The sequence below is a fragment of the Cellulomonas persica genome, from assembly GCF_007989825.1.
Classification (GTDB): Bacteria; Actinomycetota; Actinomycetes; order Actinomycetales; family Cellulomonadaceae; genus Cellulomonas; species Cellulomonas persica.
Window position 1 is genome coordinate 15921 of record NZ_BJUA01000010.1, and the last position, 21523, is coordinate 37443.

Sequence of the window (21523 nt, forward strand, 5' to 3'; positions counted from 1 at the left end):
CGGGGTCGGCGGGCGGGCGTCAGACCTGGGGCGTTGCGTCGGATTCGTCCGGCGGGTCACACTCACCCGATGATCCGACGGGCCGGCACGGCGTCTCGACGGCGCGTCGCCGTGGCTGCGGCCGTCGTCGCGCTCGCGCTCGTCGCGGGCGCCGCGGTCGGGCTCGGCCTGAGCCGCAGCCGGGAGCAGGCGCGTGTGCAGGCCGAGGCGAGCGCGTCGGCGGCGCTGGCCGCTCGCGTCCTGGCGCAGGACAGCGCGGCGCGTGGGGCGGAGGTCGCACGAGCCGGTCGAGCGGTGGGCGACGCGGCTCGTGACGAGGCCCGCGACGCGCTGCTCGCCGCCGTGGAGCAGGGGGTCGAGACGCTCGACGCGAGCGACGGCGAGGTCGCCGACGAGGCGGTGCGCGACGCGCTCGCGGACGTCCTGCAGCGCGCCCAGCACGCGCTCGAGTCCACGCCCGCCGACGCGGCGCCGACGGACGTGCAGCCGACGGACGACGCGGCGCCGGCCGACCCGGCGCCCACCCGCGGCGCGTCGGGCCAGGCGGACGGGTCCGAGCAGGGCGCTGCGGGCTCGTCGGACGGGGCGTCCGTCGCGGCGTTGCGCGCGCTCGCGGCCGAGGTCGTCGCCGCGCACGAGGCGGTCCGCACGGCGCACGACGAGTGGCTCGCCGAGCGCAAGGCGCAGCGGGAGCGCGAGGCGCGAGCGACGCAGCGGCCTCGCGCACCGGGCGGCGGCTCGGGCGGGGACCGCTGCGAGACCACGTACGACGGCCCGCCGTTCTACACCTCGCCCCCCACCAAGGGCGGCGACGGCTCCAACGGCAAGCTCCCGGAGTCGATGCTGCGGGCCACGTCCTGGGGCGTCGACCCGAAGGGCACGCGCTACTGGCTGCGCACGGAGGCGACGCAGGCGCTCGAGCGGCTGAACGTGGCGTTCAAGGCGGAGTTCGGGCACGACCTCGACCTGGACCTGACGTACCGCGACTTCGCGACGCAGGTCGCGATGCGCGAGGCGCTCGGGTCGATCGCCGCGGTGCCGGGCACGTCCAAGCACGGGACGGGGTACGCGCTCGACGTGCCCGAGCTGCCGTGCGAGTACGGCTGGGACACGCCGCAGCGCGCGTGGCTGGTCGCGAACGGGCCGTCGTACGGGTGGGTGCAGCCGTCATGGGCGCTGCGCAACGGCAGCAACCCGGAGTACTGGCACTACGAGTACGTCGGCTGACGCCACGCCGCGGGGTCAGTCGGCAGCCGGTGGGTCCGGCTGCTTCTTGGCGCGGGACGGCTGCACGCGCGGCGGCTCGCCCGGCATCTTCGGGTACTCCGGCGGGTACGGCAGGTCCCCGTGGCCCTCGTCGTGCTCCTGCCGCGCCGCGAGCTCGAGGAGCGACTCGATCGAGAACCGCCCGGGCGCGTGCGCGACGAGCGGCGCGAACAGGTCACCGACCTGCGCGAACCGCGCGGGCATCGTCGTGACGTCGAAGTCGTCGGGGTGGACGTCGGCGACCTCGTCCCAGGCGAGCGGCGCGGACACGGTCGCGCGCGGGTTGGAGCGGACCGAGTACGCGGACGCGATGGTGCGGTCGCGCGCCATCTGGTTGTAGTCGACGAAGATCTTGGCGCCGCGCTCCTCCTTCCACCACTTCATCGTGACCTGGTCGGGCAGGCGGCGTTCGAGCTCACGGCCGAACGCGATGGTCGCGCGCCGCGCCTCGACGAACGTCCACCGCGGCTCGATCGGCACGAACACGTGGATCCCGCGCCCGCCGGAGGTCTTGGGCCAGCCCTCGAGCCCGTGCTCGGCGAGCAGCTCCCGCACGTGCGGGGCGACGCGCGCGGCGTCGGCGAAGTCCGTGCCGGGCTGGGGGTCGAGGTCGATGCGGAGCTGGTCGGGACGGTCCACGTCGTCGGACGTCACGGGCCACGGGTGGAACGTGAGCGTCCCGAGGTTCACCGCCCAGGCGACGACCGCGAGCTCGCTGGGCGCGACCTCGTCGGCCGTTCGGCCCGACGGGAAGCCGATGCGGGACGTCCTGACGTAGTCGGGTGCGCCCGCCGGGACGCGCTTCTGGTAGAACGCGTCGCCCGAGGAGTCCGCGCGCGTCGCGAGCTTCGCGCCCTCGAACACGCCCTTGGGCCAGCGTTCGAGCGTGGTCGGCCGGTCGAGCAGCGCGCCGAGGATCCCGTCGCCGACGGACACGAAGTACTGCACGACGTCGAGCTTGGTCAGCCCGCGCTCCGGGAAGTACACCTTGTCGGGGCTGCTCACGCGCACCGCGCGACCGCGGACGTCGAGCTCGGTCGCGGGTGTCTGGGACGGCATGACGTCCAACCTAGGGGCGACGGGTGACGTGCGTCACCCGGTGATGGCACGATGCCGGGCGTGCCCCCGCTTCCCCCTCCGACCTCGACACCTGCCCGAGGCACGGCAGCCGTGCGCCCGTCGAGCGCGCACGGCGAGAGGGACGATCCGCGTTTTCACAGGGCGAGCGAGCCGATCGTCGGGCACCCTGGGGACGTGGGTCAGGTGCGGAGCATCCGGAGCGCTGCGAGCGTGCGCATGCGTGGACCGCGCGTGCACGACGAGCTGGAGGTCGAGGCCGCGCCGGTCGCGGCGCGCACCGCGCGCCACTGGGTCATGCAGATCGCCGCGTCCGCGGGCATCGGGGGAGCGGCCAACCAGATCGCCGAGCTGCTCACGGGTGAGCTCGTCGCCAACACGGTCGTCCACGGCCCGGCGGGCGCTCCCGTGGTGGTGCGCGTCGACATCCAGTCGGGCGTCCTGCGGGTCGAGGTCGAGGACGAGGGCGGGGGTCAGCCGGTGCTGCGCCGCACCGAGCCGACCGCCGCGCACGGGCGGGGGCTCGCGCTCGTGGACGCGCTCGCGTCGAGCTGGGGCACGACCCACGAGGCCGGCCGCACGACCGTCTGGTTCGAGGTCGACGACTCCTGAGGCGGCGCCCGGGACCCGCTCGCACCCGGCCGTGACCCATCCCACGCAGGTGGCGGCGGCTTTTCGCCTCATTCGCTCCGCGCGGAATGGCCTGGTTTCGCGTAGTTTCGCAGTCGGGGGCCGACGAGGAGGGACCACCGATGAGCGACGGCGACAGCACCACGCGGACGGCACGCCTGCCGCAGGTCACGGCAGAGGTGCGTGACGACGGCACGGGCCAGATCTCGATCGACGGGGTGATCGAGCGGATCCGCATGGCCAACCTCCAGGAGGCGGGCGCCGCGATCACCGAGCGGATCGCGGCGATCGCGGGCGAGGTCGGCGAGCCCGTCCCGGTCCAGGTGCGCGACCCCGACGGGATGTGGTCCCTGCTGATCCACCCGGACGGTCTCGTGGACGAGGCCCCGGCCGAGGGCGTCGCGCCGATGGTCGGCCCCGGTGTCGCCGGCGTGGGCGGCGGGGACGTGTCAGGGCGGGACGCAGCAGGCCCGGACGCAGCCGGGCCGGACGTGGCAGGGCCGGACGTGACCGTCCCGGACACGATCGCGGGTGTCGAGGCGTCCGGTCTCGGTGTCGCCGACCTCGGTGCGCTGGGCGCGGCGACCTCGGTCACCGGCACGACGAGCAGCACGGGCAGCACGACGAGCGCGTCGTCGAGCCTGTCGGGCGGGCCGAGCGGCACGACGAGCCCGGGGTCGGCCCCGAGCCCGGCGTCCGGCCCGACGCCGGTCACGGGCGCGACGACGGGCGCGCCGACGACCGCGACCAGCGCGTCGACGAGCGGTGCCCCCACGGCCGGCGAGCCCGCCGGTGCGCGCCTCGGTGCCGCGGCGAGCAGCGCGGCCGAGCGGGCGTCAGCGGCGACCCTGCCGACGCTCGACGACCTGCTCGCCAAGCGTCATCCCGCATCGAGCGGGCCCGCCGAGCACGGATGGCGCGGCGGTCTGCGCAAGCTCACCTTCGGGGCGGTCGAGCCGCCGCCGGGCCGAGCCGAGCGGCAGCGTCGCGTGCAGGTCGCCGCGGTGCGACGCACGTTCGACGGGCCGCGCACGGTCGTCGTCCTCAACCCGAAGGGCGGCGCGCACAAGACCACCGCGACGATGCTGCTCGCCGCGACGTTCGGCCTGCAGCGCGGCGGGTACACGCTCGCGTGGGACAACAACGAGACCCGCGGGACGCTCGGCTGGCGCTCGGCGCACACCGACCACCAGCGCACGGCGGTGGACCTGCTGCAGGCGTTGCCGTCGCTCGGCGGCGCGGCCACGGTCCGCGTCGGCGACCTCGACGGGTTCGTGCGCACGCAGACCGACGAGCAGTTCGACGTGCTCGCGTCCGACGAGAACGCGGCGTCCGCGGCGTCGATGGACGCCCAGGCTTTCGACGCGCTGCACCAGGTGCTCTCGCGCTTCTACCGCGTGATCGTCATCGACACGGGCAACAACATGCGCGCGTCGAACTGGCAGGCCGCGGTCGCGGCCGCCGACCAGGTCGTCATCGTCTCGACGATCCGTGAGGACACCGCGCAGTCCGCGGCGTGGGCGCTCGACGCGCTGCGGGCGACCGGCAACGACGACGCCGTGCGCCGCGCGGTGACGATCCTGTCCGCACCGGACCGCAAGGTCGACAAGGATCTCCGCAAGCGCCTGCGCAGCCACTTCGGGGCGCTCACGCGGGCCGTCGTCGAGGTGCCGCACGACCCGTCGCTGGTGCCCGGCGGCCCGATCGACTACGAGTCGCTGCGTCCTGCGACGCGCGACGCGTGGCTGCGCGCCACGGCGGTCGTCGCCGACGGCCTGTAGGTCGCGTCCGTCCGAAGTCCGCGCAGGTCACGTGCAAGAACGCGCGACCCGGTGACACAAGGGGGTGCAGGGTGCGCTGTCGCGCGCCCGCAGTCCACCGACGGACACGACGAGACGGGGAACCAGTGGTGCCGCGCAACGAGCCGCCCGACGACGCGATCGACCAGCTCGAGCGGGTCGAGCCTGTGTCGGACGCGCCGTCGGCACCTGCCGAGGACCCGACGTCCGCCTCCGACGACGCCGGCGACCCGAGCGACGAGCCGACGGACGACGACCTGGCCGACGAGGACCGCCCCGCGGACCTGCGTGAGCGGGCCGTCCCGCGCGACGCGCAGTGGTTCACCGCGCTCGTGCGCGGGCACGAGCGCGACGTGCACCGCTACCTCGTGCGTCGCGCGGGCCAGGACGCGGAGGACCTCACGGCTGACGTCCTGACGATCGCGTGGCGCCGCCGCGAGGACGTGCCCGAGGGCGCCGAGCTGCCGTGGCTCTACCGGACCGCCGGGTTCGTGCTCGCGAACCACCGGCGCAAGGGGCGGCCGATCCCGGTCGAGCACCTTCCCGAGGTCGTCGACGAGGACGACCCCGCGCTGCGTGCCGTGAACGACGAGCGGGTCCGCGTCGCCCTGGGTGCGCTGAGCCCGCGCGACCGGCAGATCGTGCTGCTCAACGCCTGGGAGGGTCTGACGGGTCAGGCGCTCGCGGACGTGCTCGGGGTGGGCCGCGGCGGTGCGGACGCCGCGCTGAGCCGTGCCCGCGCGCGCCTCGCGGCCGCGTGGGCCGCGTCGTCGGACTAGCGCTCGGCCCGCACCAGCCCGTCGGCCGTCCGGCCGGTTCACCTGCGGGTGTGCAAGACGTTCGTCGTCCCCGACACAAGGGGGGTGGAAGGGCGCCCCGCGCCCGGCACGAGGACCGACAGCACGACGCCCGCACTCCCCAGACCACGCACCCGCCAGATCACGCAGCTCGCGTCCGAACCCCAGGAGGACCCGGTGACCACGCACCAGCCGGACGAGCACGACGTCGACCCCCAGCTCGTCGAAGCCGCGCTGCGCCGCGTCGCCGCGGCCGACCCCGCCGCGGACGCGGTGCTCGACACCCAGCACCTGCACGCGACGCTCGCCGCCACCACGGGGGTGCAGCTCCCCACCGACGAGCTCGCGGCCGCTCGGTCGCGCCGGCGGCGCACGCGCTGGCTGCAGGCCGCTGCGGCGGTCGCGGCCGTCGCGGTCGTCGGCACGGGCGGCTACGCGGTCGGCGCGAACGGCAGCGACCCGACCATCGCACCGCCGATCTCGCTGGGCGCGCGGGACGCCGACGACGCCCAGGCCGCGGACGGTGCCGCGGAGATCGCCGGCGGGCCGCTCAGCAGCACGGCCGAGAGTGCTGGCGACGCCCGGATGATGGCGTACGGCGGGCGTCAGGTGTTCCACGCCACGGGCCTGCCCACCGAGGGCGGGTCCCAGGCCGCGTGGGCGTTCGACGCCGCGAGCGTGTACTCCGAGGCGACGCTCGAGCGCGTGGCCGACGTCTTCGGCGTCACGGGGGACATCACCCGTGAGTACGGCCTCGCGATCGGCGTGCTCGACGGCTCCGGCCCGAACGTGAGCCTGTCGCCCGACGGCCAGGCGAGCGTCTCCTACTACGACCCCACGCGTGACCCGTGGAGCTGCGAGACCCTGTCCGCCCCGGACAAGCCGCAGGACGACGGGGCCGCGTCCAGCGACGGCGCGTCGGGCGACGGCGTCGACATCGTGCTCGGCGACGAGACCCAGCCCGCTGCCGACTGCGCGGGTGACGCGCCGTCGGAGTCCTCGGCGATCTCGACGGCCAAGGAGGTGCTCGACGAGCTCGGGCTCGACGCCGACGCGTTCACGTTCGACGCGAGCAGCGAGTCGTCCGCGAGCACGAACGTGACCGGGACGCTCGTCGTCGACGACCAGTCGACGGGTGCGGCGTGGACGTTCGTCGTGATGGACGACGGCGTGCAGTCCGCCTACGGGCCGCTCGCTCCGCTCGTCGAGCTGGGCGACTACGACGTGATCAGCCCCGCGGACGCCGTGGAGCGGCTCAACGACCCGCGCTTCTCGGCGACGCAGAGCGGCATCTGGCCGCTGGCCGCATCCGCCCGCGCGGCCGAGGAGCCTGCGCTGGTGGACGACGGGGCCGCGTCCGACGAGGCCACGGTCCCGCCGACGCTGCACGCGGGCGACCCGATCGCGTGGCCCGTCACGGACGTCACGATCACCGGCGCGCGGCTCGGCGTCGCGCTGCAGTACCTCGACAACGGCGCCTCCGCGCTGATCCCCGCCTACGAGCTCACGGACGCCGCGGGTGCGTCCTGGAGCGTCATCGCGGTCGTCGAGGACCAGCTGGACCTCACGAGCTGAGCACGGCGCCCGGACCGGGTGAGGTGGCCTCGGGACGGGTAGGGACGCGAGGCCGGTCGACGCGGAGGGGCGTCGACCGGCCTTTCGTCGTCGCACGTCTCCGGACGACGAGCGTGCGCGCCCGTCGCGCTGCCGGGTGGCGGTCGCAGCGCTAGCGTGGCGAACGTCGGAGGGAGGACCCCGTGACCACAGCGCTCGTCGTGCTGGTCGTCGGTGTCCTGCTGTGCTTCTACGGGATCCGGTCGGTCAATCTCGCGCTGCTCGCCGCGGGCTTCGCTCTCGGGTACCTGATCGCGGAGGCGTTCGGCGCGGACGCCTGGACGCAGCTGTGGGTCGGGCTCGGGGCCGCCGCGCTCGTGTGGATGATCGTCTCGCTCGTCTTCCGGTTCGCGACGTTCGTCGTCGGGCTCGCGACCGGTGCCGTGATCGGGGCGAAGCTGTGGTCCGCGCTCAGCGACGCCGGGACCAGCGCGCTGCTCGGGATCGTGCTCGTCGTGACGTGCGCGTACGCCGCGGCGCTGCTCGCCGAGAAGTACGCCCGGCGGGCGCTGCTGTGGTTCACCGCGCTCGGCGGTGCGAGCGTGATCCTGTCCGGCGCCGCGCTGCTGTGGCCGGACGGGTTGGGGTTCCTGGCCCACCCCGACGACGGCTGGCAGCAGACCGTGATGCTCGTCGTGTGGCTGGCCGTCGCCGGCAGCGGCTGGTACGTGCAGCGCCAGCTCTTCCGCGAGCGCCTCGGCCTGCCCCCGAAGCCCCCCAAGCCCGACCCGGCCTCGCCCACGACGGCCGCCGCCACACCGCCGACCTGACCACTGCCCGGGCCCGGTGCTGCGCGGTCGGGGTCGGTGCGCCAGAGGCGGTGACGTGCGGGTCTCGTCGTCGCAGGTCCGCGCGACGCGGAGCGCGCGGCCCTACGGTGGGGCCATGGCTGGTGACGGCAGGCTGCTGCTCCTCGACACGGCGTCCCTGTACTTCCGCGCGTACTTCGGGGTGCCCGAGTCCGTCGGGCGCGCGCCCGACGGGTCGCCCATGAACGCCGTGCGCGGGCTGCTCGACATGATCACGCGGCTCGTCACCGACCGGCACCCCACGCGGCTCGTCGCGTGCTGGGACGACGACTGGCGCCCCGAGTTCCGGGTCGCGGCCATCCCGTCGTACAAGGCGCACCGCGTCGCCACGGAGGTCCCCGCCTCGGACGGCACGACGACGAGCGTCGAGGAGGTCCCCGACACGCTCGCCCCGCAGGTCCCGGTGATCGCCGAGGTGCTCGCGGCGCTCGGCATCCCGCGGCTCGGTGCGCCCGGGTACGAGGCCGACGACGTCATCGGCACGCTCGTCGCGCGCGAGGCCGCCAAGCCCTCCGACGAGCGTGACGCCGTCGACGTCATCACCGGCGACCGCGACCTGTTCCAGCTCGTCGACGACGACGCGCGCGTCCGCGTGCTCTACACCGTCAAGGGCATCAAGGACCTCGAGGTCGTGGACCTCGCGCGGCTGCGCGAGCGCTACGACGTGCCGTCGGGCGCGGCGTACGCGGACATGGCGGCGCTGCGCGGCGACCCGAGCGACGGCCTGCCGGGCGTCGCGGGGATCGGCGAGAAGACCGCGGCGGCGCTCATCCGGCGCTACGGCTCGCTCGACGGCGTGCTCGCCGCGCGCGACGCGGCCGACAAGGGCCTGACCGCGACGCAGCTGCGTCGGCTCACCGAGGCCGCGGACTACCTGACGGTCGCGCCGACGGTCGTGCGCGTCGCGTCGGACGCGCCCGTCGCGGTGGTCGACGACCGCCTGCCGACGACGCCGGCCGACCCCGACGCGCTCGTCGCCCTGGCCGAGCGCTGGGGCCTGTCCTCACCGATCACCCGACTGGTCACGACGCTCACCCCCTGACCCGAGCCGGCGCGTCCCGGCAGGGGATGTGCTGGGGGAGGTGGTGACGGGCAGCGTCAGGGGCGGGTCCAGAGGTGGGGGGCGACGCGCTGCCAGCCGTCGGCGGACGGGGCCGTGTCCTGGGCGGTCAGGAGGACGACGTCGCGGCCGTCGACGTCGGAGGTCGTGAGCGTCAGGCTCTCGCTCGGGCCGCCGCAGGTCTGGGCGGGGAGCTCGCCGTCGAGCACCGTGACGAGGCAGACCGCACCGGCCTGGTCGAGCGCCGCGTAGTGCGAGCCCCACGCGGACGTGCCCAGCAGGCGCGTGCTCGAGGAGACGACCGTGAGCGCGTCGAGCTCGGCGCCCGCGAGCCGGTCGGCGGCCGTCTGCGCGGCGCCGAGGGCCGGCACGACGCTCTCGGGCGACGCGGCGGCGACGGGGGCGTCGCGCTGTGAGCCGGCCCAGACGAGGCCCAGCGCGACGAGCGCGAACGCGATCAGCCCCGCGACGACACCCCATGCGCGGGAGAGCCGGCGGGTCTCGGTGCCTGCGTCGCCGAAGTCACCGAACGCCTCGCCGAGGTCGAGATCCTCGAACGTCGTCATGTCCGCACCATCGGCAGGTGCTGGCGGTGACATGAGGACGAATCGTCAGGATGCACACACCGCGTGAGCGTTGGTGCCCGGGCAGCGGGAGCGGACGGGGTGCCGCGGCGGCGTGAGCGGGGACGCGGACGGGGTGCCGCAGCGGGCCGGAGCCCGCCACGACACCCCGTCGGTGTGCGTGGCCCGTCAGCGACGGTGACGCGGTGCTGTCACGTGCCTGGTGTCACTTCGTGACCGTGAGCGTCACGGTCCTCGAGGACGCCGCCGTGCCCGACGAACCCGCGTAGCTGACGGTCAGCGAGTGCTTCCCGACGGCCAGGTTCGTCGGCAGGGTGATGGTCGCCGTGCCGGTCGTGCCGGAGACCTTGAGGGTCCCCGTGCCGATGACCGTGGTGCCCTTCTTGATGGTGACCTTGCCCGACGGCGCCGCGGTCGCACCCTTGACGGTGACGGTGGCCTTGACCGTGCTGCCCTTCTTCACGGTCCACTTCGACATCGAGACCGAGGTCGTCGTCGTCGACTTCGTGACCGTCACCTTGACGACCGGCGACGTGGAACCGACGTACGCCGAGCTCGACGGCGCGAAGACCGCCTTGAGCTGGTGCGTGCCGACGCCGAGCGCCACGGACTTCGTCGCCTTGCCGCTGGAGACCGCGGCGGAGCCGAGCGACGTGGTGCCGTCGTAGAAGGTCACGCGACCGGCCGCGGCGGGGGAGACCGTCGCGGTGAGCGTGGCCTTCTGGCCGTACGACGTGCCGCCGCTGACGGCGAGCTTCGTCGTCGTCTTCGTCGGGACCGGGACGGTGACGTCCACGACCTGGGCGCGGGCCGAGCCGGCGTTGTGGTGCTGCAGGACGAGCAGCTTGCCGGTCGTGGCCGTGGCCGAGCGGTGGACACCGATCGTGCCGGGCTCGCCGATCGCGGTGACGAGCAGGTCCGGGTCGGTCTCGAACCAGAACGGCGGGTCGTACGGGTCGACCGTGAACGGTGCGACGTGGTCGACGACGCCGTCACGCGCGTAGTCCGAGTAGGTCCACACGGAGACCGTCGGTGTGTCGCCCTCGGCGATGCCCGTGGCGGTCAGGCCGATCGGCGCGACGAGCACGTTGGAGTCGAACAGACCGCCGTCCATGCCGTACGCGCCGTTCACGACCTGCACGTCGACGGGGTCGGCGTCGGCGGGCAGGCGCAGGTCGTAGGTGATGACCGTCGTCAGGTCGACCTCGGGGTCGAGCTTCATGACGACCGACTGCAGGTCGCCCTCACCGTCGTTGTCCACGTCGATGTCGATCACCGGGATGACGGAGGTGCCGAGCGAGGCCCAGTCGCCGTCGGTCGCGATGCCGATGTTGAGCGTGTCCCACTCGCTCCAGTCCCCGCCGCCCTCGATCGCGTCGGTGTACGGCGCGGTCGACGACCAGCCGACGTACCGCAGGTCGCCGGATGCGATCGCGGACCTCGACGTGGTCAGCGCGGCGTCGGCCTCGAGCCGGGGGCTCGTGGCCGCGAGGATCAGCGGCGAGGTGAGCGACAGCCAGCCGCCCCCGTCCACGCCCCGGCCCGTGAGCGCGAGGCCCGCGGTGGTGGACATGCCCGAGAACGCGACCTTCGACGCCGTGAGCTCGGAGACGAGGCGCGGCGCGGCCTGGACGGGCACGCGCAGCTCGGAGTCGTCGTCCGTGGAGGTCAGCACGACACGGCCCGACAGCATGGTGACGTACTCGCGTGCGAAGTCGTACTGCACGAGCTCCTGCGTCGGGTCGATCTCACGCTCGAGCGTGGCCGGGTCGGCCGTGAGCGTGAGCGTCAGCGTGACCGCCTTGCCGCCGGCCGGGACCGTGACGTGCGCGGGCGAGACCGTGATGCCCGCGCCACCCGCGGTGGACGCCGCGACGAACGCGGTGTCGTACGCGCGGTCCGTGCTGCCGAAGTTGCGCACGGTGACGGTGGCCTTCTTCGTGACGACCTCGTCGGCCACGTCGATCACGCCGAACGCGACCGACGTGAGCAGCTCGTCCTGCGTGGCGAACGCGATGACGTCCGTCTCGACGGCCGCGAGCGCGTCCACACGACCCGAGCCGACCCGCTCGGGGCCGTAGGCGATGCCGCCGCCGTCGGGCTCGGTCGTGACGTCGTGCGTCGCGGTGTTCATGACCGCGGCCTTGACCTGCGGCGCGGTCCAGGCCGGGTGAGCGGCCTTGACGAGCGCCGCGATGCCCGCGACGTGCGGCGTCGCCATCGAGGTGCCGGACAGGACGTGGCCCGCGGCGCCACCGCCGGACGCGGCGGACAGGATCCCCGTGCCGGGTGCCGCGACGTCGGGCTTCACGATGCCGAGCGAGCCGTGCACACCGCGCGACGAGCCGGCGTTGAGCAGGTCGCCGGCGTCGTCCTGCGAGACGCGCATCGCGAGGCTCGGACCGATGCGCAGGCGCAGCGTGCCCGCCGCGATCTCCGGCATGAGCGTCTCGGTCGCCGACCTCGTCAGCTGGATGCCGGGGATGGCGGCGTTGCCGGCGATGCCGGCGGAGAACACCGGGACGTCGGTCGGGAGCAGCACGCCTGCGGCACCGGCCGTGGACGCGTTGGTGAACCGCTGGCCCGAGCCGCACGCGCGTGCCGGCGTCTCGTCCCACCACAGGTAGGCGATCTTGCCGGCGACCGCGGCGGCCTGCTCGGGCGTGAACGGCGAGCACCCGTCGAACCGCTCACCCACGTACGCGACCTGCGCGGTCACGTCCGCGGTCCCGGCGTACGCGACCGAGTTCTGGCCCGGGAAGGTCCGGTCGATCAGCGACGTGTCGGACGCGTCGAGGACGAGGGTTGCGTCGAGCACGGGTGCGCCGACGGAGTTCGCGACCGTCAGCGAGCTCGCCGCGTTGCCGGGTGCGCCGCCCACGTCGGTGATGTCGCCCGCGTTGCCGGACGCCACGACGACGACCACGCCGAGCTTGGTCAGCTCGTCGACGAGGACGTTGTCCGGGTCGTCGGCCGGCGAGCCGTCCGAGCCGAGCGACATGTTGACGATGTCGACGTGGTCGGACAGGTCGCCGTCGCCGTTCGGGTCCGCCGCGCGGTCGAGCGCGAGGGCCGTCAGGTCGGTCGAGCCGCCGATGTCGCCGAAGACCTTGAAGCCCCACAGCGTCGCGCGGGGCGCCGAGCCCGGGCCGACCTTCCAGTCGGAGACGTCGTCGACGAGCGCGTAGTCGTGGATCCAGCTGCCGTCGGCGGCGACGCCGTAGCCCGCGGCGGTGCCGGCGACGTGCGTGCCGTGGCCCGAGTTCGGGGACGTCGACAGCGAGTCGATCGGGTTCTCGTCGGGCGTGGGGACGTCCGTCGAGCCCGGCTCGTCGAGGCTCGCGTCGTACAGCGGGCCGGCGAAGTCGTAGCCGCCCGCGTACTTGGCCGGGTCGAACGAGCCGGCGGGCACGGGCTGCGTGCCGTCCTCGCCGTAGGCCGCGTCGTACGCGTCCTCGGTGCCCTGGCCGCCGAACGTGGCGTGCGTGTAGTCGAGACCCGTGTCGATCACGGCGATGCTGACGCCGGCGCCCGTCTGGCCCGTGCTCTGCCACGTCTGGAGGGTGTGCGTGAACTCGACCGTGTTCGAGTTCATCGGACGCTTCGTGGCGACGCGGTAGATCGCGGTGACGTCGTCGGACGTCGCGAGCGCAGCGATCTTCTCCGCGTCGCCCGTGACGAGTGCGCCGGCCATGAGGTTGGTCAGCGTGCCCAGCCGCTTCGGCGTGGCCGTGCCGGCGTTCGTGCTGGTGAGCTCCGCGGGCACGACGTCCGCGGCGAGCTCCTCGGTCGCGGCCGCAGCGGCGCGGACGGCCTTGGCGCCCTCGTCGGCGACGTCGACGCCGGCCTCGGTCGCGAGCTGCACGACGGCGGTGACCTGGCCCTCGTCGCCGTCGAGCCCGATGACCTTGCGGGCCTCGGCGAGCGTGGTCCTCGCGCGGGACGGGTCGAGGCGGGTGGCGGCCGGGCCCGAGCCGGACGGCCCGGAGTCGGCGGGTGCCGCCGTGGCGGACGTGGCGAGCAGCGCGCTGGTCAGCGCGACCGACACCGCGGTGGTGGACGCCAGGAATGAGCGCCGGACTGGTCGTGACATGCGTGTCCCTTCAGATCCTCGGGACGCCCCACAGTGCCGCGCCGACCCTGACGGCGGCCCGGCGTGAGGCGTGGCGCGCACGTTACTGACGAGTAGGGCGCGCCACGCCGGAGTTCACGCACTCGCAATCAAAGTGTCCGGAAGATGGCTCGGTTGTCCCGAGGAGTGGACGGCCGCAGAGGCCGTAGCCCGGTGACCAGGCACGACCCGGAGAGCGCGCCGCGCCGGACGACGAGCAGGGCGCGTGACAGCAGCGGCGCGGGGTGGACGCAGCGGGCGGCGACGAGGACGCCGCGCATGGTCGACAATGGGCGGCGATGATCACCGTGAGCACCGACGGATCCTGCCTGCGCAACCCCGGGGGTGCGATCGGGTGGGCCTGGGCCAACCACGACGGCACGAGCGACAGCGGCGGCGCACCGTCCGGCACCAACCAGATCGCCGAGCTGACCGCCGTGCTCGAGGCCGTGCTCGCGCACCCCGGCGACGAGCCGCTGCGCATCGAGGCCGACTCGCAGTACGCGATCAAGTGCTCGTCGGAGTGGGTGCACGGCTGGCGGCGGCGCGGCTGGCGCACCGCCGGCGGTGGTCCGGTGCAGAACCTCGCGCTGGTGCAGGCGATCGACCGCGCCATCGCCGAACGCCCCGGTCCCGTGACGTTCACGTGGGTGCGCGGGCACCGCGGCGACCGGTTCAACGAGCGGGCCGACGAGCTCGCGGGCATCGCCGCCCGCGCGGCACGCGACGGCCTGCTCGCACCCCGGCCGGTCTCGTCGGCGACGCAGGCCCCGACGATCGTCGCCCCGGAGCCCGCCCCCGCGCCCCGGCCCGAGCTCGCTGTCGACACGCTCTTCTAGCGAGGGTCGGCACCGGTCCCCGTCCCCAGGCCGCTCGTCGGGCACCCGCACACGACGGCGGGGCGCCGTAGCCGTGGCCACGACGCCCCGCCGAGGGGACCGCCCGCTACGTCAGCGGCGGACCTTGAACGTGACCGAGCCCTTCGACGCCTCGGTCGTCCTGCTGCCGGGGTACGTGGCCGTCAGCGTGTGCGAGCCCGGCTTGAGGTCACGCGGGAGCGTGATCGTCGCCGTGCCCGTGAGGCGGTTGACCTTGAGCGTCGCGGTCCCGATCAGCTTCTTGCCCTCGGTGAGCGTGACCTTGCCGGACGGTGCGGTGCTCGCTCCCGTGACGGTGACGACCGCCTTCGCGCGCCCCGCGTCGCCCTTGCCCGAACGGCCGGTGATCTCCACCGCCGCACGACCGTTCGCACCGAGGACGGCGACCTTCGTCGTCGTCTTCGACTTGGTGACGGTGACGGAGACCGGCGCGGACGTCGAGGCCAGGAACGACGACCCCTTGGCCGGCACGAACCGCGCCGTCAGGGCGTGCTTGCCGATGCCGAGCTGCACGGACGCGGTGGCCGCACCCTTGCGCACGTCGGCGACCGCGACGACGCGCGTGCCGTCGCGGAACTCGACCTTGCCCGTGGCGTCCGGCGGCGTGACCGTCGCCTTGAGCTGGGCCTTCGAGCCGAACGACGTGCCACCGGTGACGCTCAGCGTCGTCGTCGTGGCCTGCGGCACGGTCACGTACACCGGCTGGGCGCGCTTGCCGTCGACGTTGTGGTGCTGCAGCACCAGCAGCCGGTCGGAGACCGCGTCGGTGGAGCGGTGCACCGGGATGGTGACGCCGCCGTCCCCGTTGGTCGACACGAGCGACGGGCGGTCGTTCTCGAACCAGAACGCCGGGTCGTACGGGTCGACCGTGAACGGTGCGACCTCGTCGTCGACGACGCCGTCCTGCCCGTAGTCCGAGTACGTCCAGACCTGCACGGTGGGTGTGGCCCCCGGGGCGATGCCGACGGCACCGAGGCTGATCGGCGCGACGAACACGTTGCTGTCGAACACGCCCGTGTCGACGTCCCCGAGCTCGTCGTTGATCGGCTCGATGTCGATCGCCGGATCGGTCGCGGGTGCGTGGAGGTCGTACGTCGAGACGACGGTCAGGTCGATCGAGGGGTCGAGCTTCCACACGTACGACTCGAGGTCGAACGTGCCGTCCTGGTCCACGTCGATGTCGATGATCGGGATGACCGACTGGCCGAGCGAGGCCCAGTCGCCTTCCGTCGCGACACCGATGTTGAGCAGCCCGTACTCCTGCGGGTCCGCGCCGAGCGCCTCGACGTACGGCGCGGTCGACGACCAGCCGACGTACCGGATGTCACCCGAGGCGATCGCCGACTGCGACGTGGTCACCGACGGGTCGAGCGCGAGCTTGTCGCTGACCGCCCCGAGGATCAGCGGCGTGGTGAGCGACTGCCAGCCGCCCGACGAGACCCCTCGGCCCGTCAGCGCGAGCCCCGCGGTGGTCGACGCGCCGGTGAACGCGACGTCCTTCGCCGTGAGGTCCGACACGAGACGCGGCGCGGCCTGCACGGGGATGCGCAGGTCGGACCCGTAGGTGCGCGAGTCGAGCACGACCCGGCCGGTCAGCATCGCGACGTACTCGCGGGCCAGCCCGGCCTGCTCGGACGCCGACGTCGGGTCGATGTCGCGCTCGAGCGTGGCCGGGTCGGCCGTGAGCGTGACGACGATCGTCTTGGTACCGCCCGCGGGGACGGCGACGACGCTCGGGTAGACGCTGACGCTCGCGCCGCCCGCGGTGGACGCGGCGACGAACGACGCGTCGTAGCTGGCCGCCTTGGTGCCGGTGTTGCGGACGGTGACCTTCGCGGTGCGCGTGACCTTGGTGGCGCCGACGTCGACGACGCCGAACACGACGGACGTGAGCGCGGGGTTGGCGGCGTTGTACGCGACGACGTCCGTCTGCACGGCCTGCAGCGCGTCGACGCGACCGGCGCCGACCCGCTCGGGACCGTAGGCGATGCCCTCGCCGTCGGGCTCGGTCGTGACGTCGTGCGTCGCGGTGTTGACCACGGCGGCCTTCACGTCGGTGGACGACCACGCCGGGTGGGCGGCCCGCACGAGCGCGGCGATGCCCGCGACGTGCGGCGCGGCCATCGACGTGCCGGACAGCAGGTGACCCGCGGCCCCGCCGCCCGAGGCGGCCGACAGGATGCCGGTGCCGGGTGCGGCGACGTCGGGCTTGGCGATGCCGAGCGAGCCGTGCACGCCGCGCGACGAGCCGTCGTTCAGCAGGTCACCCGCGTCGGCCAGGCTGCTCGCGTGCGCGAAGCCCGGGCCGATCGACAGGCTCAGCGTGCCCGCTTCGATCTCGGGCAGCAGCGCGTCCGTCGACGCCTTGGTGAGCTGGACGCCGGGGATCGTGGCGTTGCCCGCGATGCCCGCGGAGAAGACCGGCAGCTCGGTGGGCAGCACGACGCCGACGGCACCGGCCGCTGCGGCGTTGTTGAACCGTGCGGCCGAGCCGCACAGACGAGAGGTGTCGTCGTCGTCCCACCACAGGTACGCGATCTTGCCCGCGACGGCGGCCGCCTGCGCGGCGGTGAACGCCGTGCAGCCGTCGAACGTGGCACCGACGTACGCGACGGGTGCCGTGACGTCGTCGCCGCCGTACGCGACCGAGTTCTGGGCGGCGAACAGCGTGCCGACGAGCGAGGAGTCGGACGCGGCGGTGACCTTGACGGCGTCGAGCACCGGGGCGCCCACCGAGTTCGCGACCGTGATCGCGCTCGCGGCGTTGCCCGGCGAGCCGCCGATGTCGGTGATGTCGCCCGCGTTGCCGGACGAGATCGCGACGACCACGCCGAGCGCCGTGAGCTCGTCGACGAGCGCGTTGTCCGGGTCGTCGGCCGGCGTGCCGTCGGAGCCGAGCGACAGGTTGAGGACGTCGACGTGGTCGGACAGGTCGCCGTCGCCGTTCGGGTCGGCCGCGCGGTCGAGCGCGAGGCTGGTCAGGCTCGTCGAGCCGCCGATGTCGCCGAACACCTTGAAGGACCACAGCTGCGCACCGGGTGCGGCGCCGGGGCCGATCTCCCAGTCGGACAGGTCGGTGAGCGTCGCGTAGTCACCGTCGAACGTGGCGCCCGTGGGGTCCACGCCGTAGCCGGCCGCGGTGCCCGCGACGTGCGTGCCGTGGCCGGAGTTCGGGGAGGTCGACAGCGAGTCGATGGGGTTCTCGTCGGGCGCGGGGACGAGCGTCGAGCCCGGCTCGTCGCCGCTCGCGTCGTACAGCGGGCCCGCGAAGTCGTAGCCGCCCGCGAACTTCGCGGGGTCGAACAGCCCGGCCGGGACGGGCCCGGTGCCGTCCTCGCCGTACGCCTCCTCGTACGCCGCGGTCGTGCCGGGGCCGCCGAAGTCGGCGTGCGTGTAGTCGAGGCCGGTGTCGATCACGCCGATCGAGATGCCCTCACCCGTCTGGCCGGTGTCCTGCCACGTCTGCAGCGCGCGCGTGAACGTGACCGTGTTCGCGTTCGTCGGCCGCTTCTGCGCCACCAGGCGGATCGAGGTGACCTTGTCCGACGACGCGAGCGCGCGGACCTGCTCGGCGTCGCCCGTGACGAGCGTCCCGGCGACGAGGTTCGTGAGCGTGCCGAGCCGCTTGGGCGCGGCGCTGTCGGCGTTCTTGGCGGTGAGCTCGTTCGGCACGACGCTGCGGGCGGCGGCCTCGGTCTGCGCGGCGGCGTCCTGCACCGCGTCGGCGCCCTGCGCGGCGACGTCGACACCCGCGGTGGTGTCGAGCCCGACGAGCGCGGTGATCTGGCCCTCGGCCCCGACGAGGCCCGCGGCCTTGCGTGCCTCGGCGAGGGTGACCCGGCTGAGTGAAGGGTCGATCGAGTGGTCGGCGGGGGTGGGCTTGCCCGGTGGGGCGGCGGTGGCGGACGGGACGAGGAGCGCGGTGCTGAGGGCGACCGCGAGCGCGGTCGTGGAGGCGAGGACGGATCGACGTGACATGTGCACCCCTGGAGTTGTGGGTTCTCGCGGAGCGTTCGTGGGGCCGCCGGGCAGACCGCTTCCCTCGTCGGCGGTGACCAAGGACGCCCGACGCACGTTACTGACCGGTACCTCCCACGTCACCCGTTACGACCGAATTGGTTGCCCTGCAAGACGGGCGGCGAGACGGTCGTCGGCGGCTCAACGCAGGGGCACGAACGCGTACGAGCCGTGCGTCGAGTCGCTCACCTGGCCCTCGGCGACGACGACGAGGTGCATGGTCGAGCGGATCGGCAGGACGAGCCGCCCGGGGTCGGCGAGCATCCCGACGAGCGCGCCCGGGAGCTCGCGCGCCGCCGCCGAGACCAGGATCCGGTCCCACCCGCCCGGTCGGTCGCGCCCGACCGTCCCCGGCTGCGCGACCTCGAGCCGCGCTCGCGGGCTCGCGGCACGTTCGCCGTCACTCGTCGGGCCGTCCTCCAGCAGGGAGCGGGCGAGGTTGGCCGCACCCCACGCGGCCAGCTCCGGGTCGAGCTCGAGCCCCAGCACCTCACCCTCGGGTCCGACGAGCCGCGCGAGGATCGCCGTCGTCCAGCCCGACCCCGCGCCCACGTCGAGCACCGCCGCGCCCGGCGGGACGTCGAGGAGGCGCAGCATCGCCGCGACCGTGCTGGGCTGCGACCCCGTCGACCCGTGCCACAGCGGCAGGGCGCGGTCCTCGTCGGCGTGCGCGCGCTGCGCGCGCGGCAGGAACCGCACGCGCGGCACCGCGCGCATCGCCTCGCTCACCCGGTCGTCGTGCACACCGCCTCCAGGGTGCGCCGCGCCGCGCGTCCCGCGTGACGCGGTCCGTGGTCCCTCAGCACCGACACTAGGCGCGTGAACGCTGCCCGGCCCGCGACGACGTCGTCGCCCCGACCGTCGCCCGCGCGTGCGGACGCCGGTCCCGAGAGGTCGCTCGACGCGGACGTCGTCGTCGTCGGCTCGGGGTTCGGCGGGTCCGTCGCCGCCCTGCGGCTGACCGAGAAGGGGTACCGCGTGCTCGTCCTCGAGGCGGGTCGGCGGTTCACCGACGACACCCTGCCGCGCACCTCCTGGGACGTGCGGCGGTTCCTGTGGGCGCCGCGGCTCGGCTGCACCGGCATCCAGCGCATCCACGCGCTGCCCGACGTGCTCGTGCTCGCCGGCGCAGGCGTGGGCGGCACGTACCGGCGCGCGCCGGTCGGCGTGGTGTTCGGGCGCGACGGCAGGCTCGAACCCGGCGCCGTCGTGCCGGACCCGTTCTTCGGAGGTGTCGGGCCGCAGCGGCGCGGGTGCACGCAGTGCGGCTCGTGCATGACCGGCTGCCGGTTCGGGGCCAAGAACACGCTCACGACGAACTACCTGCCGCTCGCCGAACGGGCGGGCGCGCGTCGTCCCGCTCACCACGGTCACCGCGGTGCGCCCGGCCGACGACGGCACGTGGCAGGTCGACGTCGTGCCCACCGGCCGACGCCGCCCGCGTCGGACCCTGCGGGCCGGGCAGGTCGTGCTCGCGGCCGGCGCGTGGGGCACGCAGGAGCTGCTGCACCGGCTCAAGGCCGACGGCGTGCTGCCCGAGCTCTCCGACCGCCTCGGGCACCTCACGCGCACCAACTCCGAGTCGCTCGGCGGCGCGGTCGCCCGGTGGCGCGACCGCCGGACCGCACCCGACCTGACGCAGGGCGTCGCGATCACGTCGTCGGTCTGGCTCGACGAGCGCACGCACCTCGAACCCGTCCGGTACGGCCGCGGCTCCAACCTCATGGGACTGCTCTCGACGGTCCTGACCGCCGGCCGCACCCCGGACGAGCGCCCGACCGGAGCGCGCGTGCGGCACGTCGGGCGGTGGTGGGCCACCGCGCTGCGGCACCCCGGTCAGGTCGCCTCGCTGCTGCTCGGCCTCGGCTCGTGGTCGCAGCGCACCGTCATCGGGCTCGTCATGCAAACCGGTGGCGCCGCGATCGACGTGCGGCCGCGCCGGGACTGGCGCGGGCGCGTGCGCCTGACCTCCGTGCCCGGCGACGGTGAGCCGAACCCGACCTGGATCCCGCAGGCGCACGCCGCGTACCGGGCGATGGCCCGGCAGCTCGGCGGGTTCCCGGCGGGGAGCATCGGCGAGGTCGTCGACGTGCCGATGACCGCGCACTTCATCGGCGGGTGCACGATCGGCCGGACCGCCGACGACGGCGTCATCGACCCCTACCACCGCGTGCACCGCTACCCGGGGCTGCACGTGCTCGACGGGTCGACGATCTCGGCGAACCTCGGTGTGAACCCGTCCCTGACGATCACCGCGCAAGCCGAACGGGCGTGCGCGCTGTGGCCCAACCTGGGCGAGGCCGACCCGCGGCCCGGCCCGGGGGAACCCTACGTGCGGCTCGCCCCCGTCGCCCCGGCCCGCCCGGTCGTGCCCGCGCACGCCCCCGCCGCCCTCCGCCCCCGCTAGCCGCCGCGGGGGCCGGGCCCTGCCTCCGCGCTCGGGTCGTCGTCGCTCCGGTTGTGACGGAAATGGGGGCGTCGGCGTCGGGCTGCGGCGGTGGCTGCGGCGGGCGGGGCGTGCCCGGGCCCGGCGGGTGTGTCGCGGGTGCGTCGTCGGATGTGTCCGGTTCGCGCAGGTCGCGCCGCGTTTTTGCCGGGCGCGCGGGGTGGCTGTGGCCGCCGTCACAGCGCGCTCGGGGTGGGTGAAGTTGTGTGACGGAAGTGTGCAGGCGCTCATGTCGAGAGCGCCGAGACGGCTTGTCCGGTATGCGTGAACTGCTCCGCATAGCCGCATCGCCGCTTCGTCGACGTGACCAGGACGGACGTCCTGAACCGCCATCGAACGGGCGTGAACGGGCGAAGCGGGCCCGGACCGCTGGTGTGTCAGAGATGTGCGACGCCCCCGCTGCGGCCTTCGCAGGACCTCTCCGGATCGCCACCG

The 21523-nt window shown here is 74.3% G+C and carries 13 protein-coding genes and 1 pseudogene; 9 read left to right on the forward strand and 5 right to left on the reverse strand.

What is annotated here, in order from left to right; genetic code table 11:
• Positions 1–69 precede the first annotated feature (69 nt).
• The gene (locus CPE01_RS10935) at positions 70–1227 is read left to right on the forward strand and encodes a M15 family metallopeptidase (RefSeq protein ID WP_146806682.1); all 1158 of its coding nucleotides are present in this window, start codon (positions 70–72) and stop codon (positions 1225–1227) included.
• Positions 1228–1242: 15 nt separating this feature from the next.
• On the opposite strand, the gene ligD is transcribed toward CPE01_RS10935, so the two are convergent.
• Entirely contained in the window at positions 1243–2325 is a 1083-nt protein-coding gene (gene ligD / locus CPE01_RS10940; protein ID WP_146806683.1) for a non-homologous end-joining DNA ligase, read from the reverse strand.
• Positions 2326–2577: 252 nt separating this feature from the next.
• On the opposite strand from ligD, the gene CPE01_RS10945 reads away from it, so the two are divergent.
• From CPE01_RS10945 to CPE01_RS10970, 6 genes are all read left to right on the forward strand, one after another.
• Positions 2578–2955 (forward strand): ATP-binding protein, encoded by a 378-nt coding sequence (locus CPE01_RS10945; RefSeq protein ID WP_246783880.1) that lies wholly within the window; start codon positions 2578–2580, stop codon positions 2953–2955.
• A 140-nt stretch (positions 2956–3095) separates the two neighbouring features.
• A complete protein-coding gene (locus CPE01_RS10950) occupies positions 3096–4754 on the forward strand; it encodes a MinD/ParA family ATP-binding protein (RefSeq protein ID WP_146806685.1) in 1659 nt (552 codons plus the stop codon).
• 128 nt (positions 4755–4882) lie between these two features.
• Positions 4883–5551: an RNA polymerase sigma factor gene (locus CPE01_RS10955; RefSeq protein WP_307723695.1), complete on the forward strand. Its 669-nt coding sequence runs from the start codon at positions 4883–4885 to the stop codon at positions 5549–5551.
• A 195-nt stretch (positions 5552–5746) separates the two neighbouring features.
• Entirely contained in the window at positions 5747–7144 is a 1398-nt protein-coding gene (locus CPE01_RS16460) for a hypothetical protein (protein ID WP_186811508.1), read from the forward strand.
• Positions 7145–7326: 182 nt separating this feature from the next.
• Positions 7327–7953: a DUF4203 domain-containing protein gene (locus tag CPE01_RS10965; protein ID WP_146806686.1), complete on the forward strand. Its 627-nt coding sequence runs from the start codon at positions 7327–7329 to the stop codon at positions 7951–7953.
• Positions 7954–8068: 115 nt separating this feature from the next.
• Positions 8069–9034, forward strand: a complete 966-nt coding sequence (locus CPE01_RS10970; RefSeq protein ID WP_146806687.1) for a 5'-3' exonuclease — start codon at positions 8069–8071, stop codon at positions 9032–9034.
• Positions 9035–9090: 56 nt separating this feature from the next.
• On the opposite strand, the gene CPE01_RS10975 is transcribed toward CPE01_RS10970, so the two are convergent.
• Together CPE01_RS10975 and CPE01_RS10980 are read right to left on the reverse strand one after the other, a co-directional pair.
• Positions 9091–9618: a hypothetical protein gene (locus CPE01_RS10975; protein WP_146806688.1), complete on the reverse strand. Its 528-nt coding sequence runs from the start codon at positions 9616–9618 to the stop codon at positions 9091–9093.
• A gap of 223 nt (positions 9619–9841) precedes the next feature.
• The gene (locus CPE01_RS10980) at positions 9842–13729 is read right to left on the reverse strand and encodes a S8 family serine peptidase (protein WP_146806689.1); all 3888 of its coding nucleotides are present in this window, start codon (positions 13727–13729) and stop codon (positions 9842–9844) included.
• Positions 13730–14046: 317 nt separating this feature from the next.
• Between CPE01_RS10980 and CPE01_RS10985 the strand changes: the two genes are divergently transcribed.
• Positions 14047–14586, forward strand: a complete 540-nt coding sequence (locus tag CPE01_RS10985) for a ribonuclease H family protein (protein ID WP_146806690.1) — start codon at positions 14047–14049, stop codon at positions 14584–14586.
• A gap of 111 nt (positions 14587–14697) precedes the next feature.
• Here CPE01_RS10985 and CPE01_RS10990 read toward each other — a convergent pair whose 3' ends face one another.
• Both CPE01_RS10990 and CPE01_RS10995 read right to left on the reverse strand, forming a co-directional pair.
• Complete coding sequence (locus tag CPE01_RS10990; protein ID WP_146806691.1) at positions 14698–18603, reverse strand: S8 family serine peptidase; 3906 nt, start codon at positions 18601–18603, stop codon at positions 14698–14700.
• Positions 18604–18783: 180 nt separating this feature from the next.
• Positions 18784–19386 (reverse strand): protein-L-isoaspartate O-methyltransferase family protein, encoded by a 603-nt coding sequence (locus tag CPE01_RS10995; RefSeq protein ID WP_146806692.1) that lies wholly within the window; start codon positions 19384–19386, stop codon positions 18784–18786.
• 207 nt (positions 19387–19593) lie between these two features.
• On the opposite strand from CPE01_RS10995, the pseudogene CPE01_RS11000 reads away from it, so the two are divergent.
• Positions 19594–21049: pseudogene (locus tag CPE01_RS11000) on the forward strand (GMC oxidoreductase).
• Positions 21050–21523: the final 474 nt, after the last annotated feature.

What these genes read in the sequence shown, in the direction of transcription:
- CPE01_RS10935 (WP_146806682.1), top strand. Translation starts at nt 70, where the DNA reads ATGATCCGACGGGCCGGCACGGCGTCTCGACGGCGCGTCGCCGTGGCT.
- ligD (WP_146806683.1), bottom strand. Translation starts at nt 2,325, where the DNA reads ATGCCGTCCCAGACACCCGCGACCGAGCTCGACGTCCGCGGTCGCGCG.
- CPE01_RS10950 (WP_146806685.1), top strand. Translation starts at nt 3,096, where the DNA reads ATGAGCGACGGCGACAGCACCACGCGGACGGCACGCCTGCCGCAGGTC.
- CPE01_RS10970 (WP_146806687.1), top strand. Translation starts at nt 8,069, where the DNA reads ATGGCTGGTGACGGCAGGCTGCTGCTCCTCGACACGGCGTCCCTGTAC.
- CPE01_RS10975 (WP_146806688.1), bottom strand. Translation starts at nt 9,618, where the DNA reads ATGACGACGTTCGAGGATCTCGACCTCGGCGAGGCGTTCGGTGACTTC.
- CPE01_RS10980 (WP_146806689.1), bottom strand. Translation starts at nt 13,729, where the DNA reads ATGTCACGACCAGTCCGGCGCTCATTCCTGGCGTCCACCACCGCGGTG.
- CPE01_RS10985 (WP_146806690.1), top strand. Translation starts at nt 14,047, where the DNA reads ATGATCACCGTGAGCACCGACGGATCCTGCCTGCGCAACCCCGGGGGT.
- CPE01_RS10990 (WP_146806691.1), bottom strand. Translation starts at nt 18,603, where the DNA reads ATGTCACGTCGATCCGTCCTCGCCTCCACGACCGCGCTCGCGGTCGCC.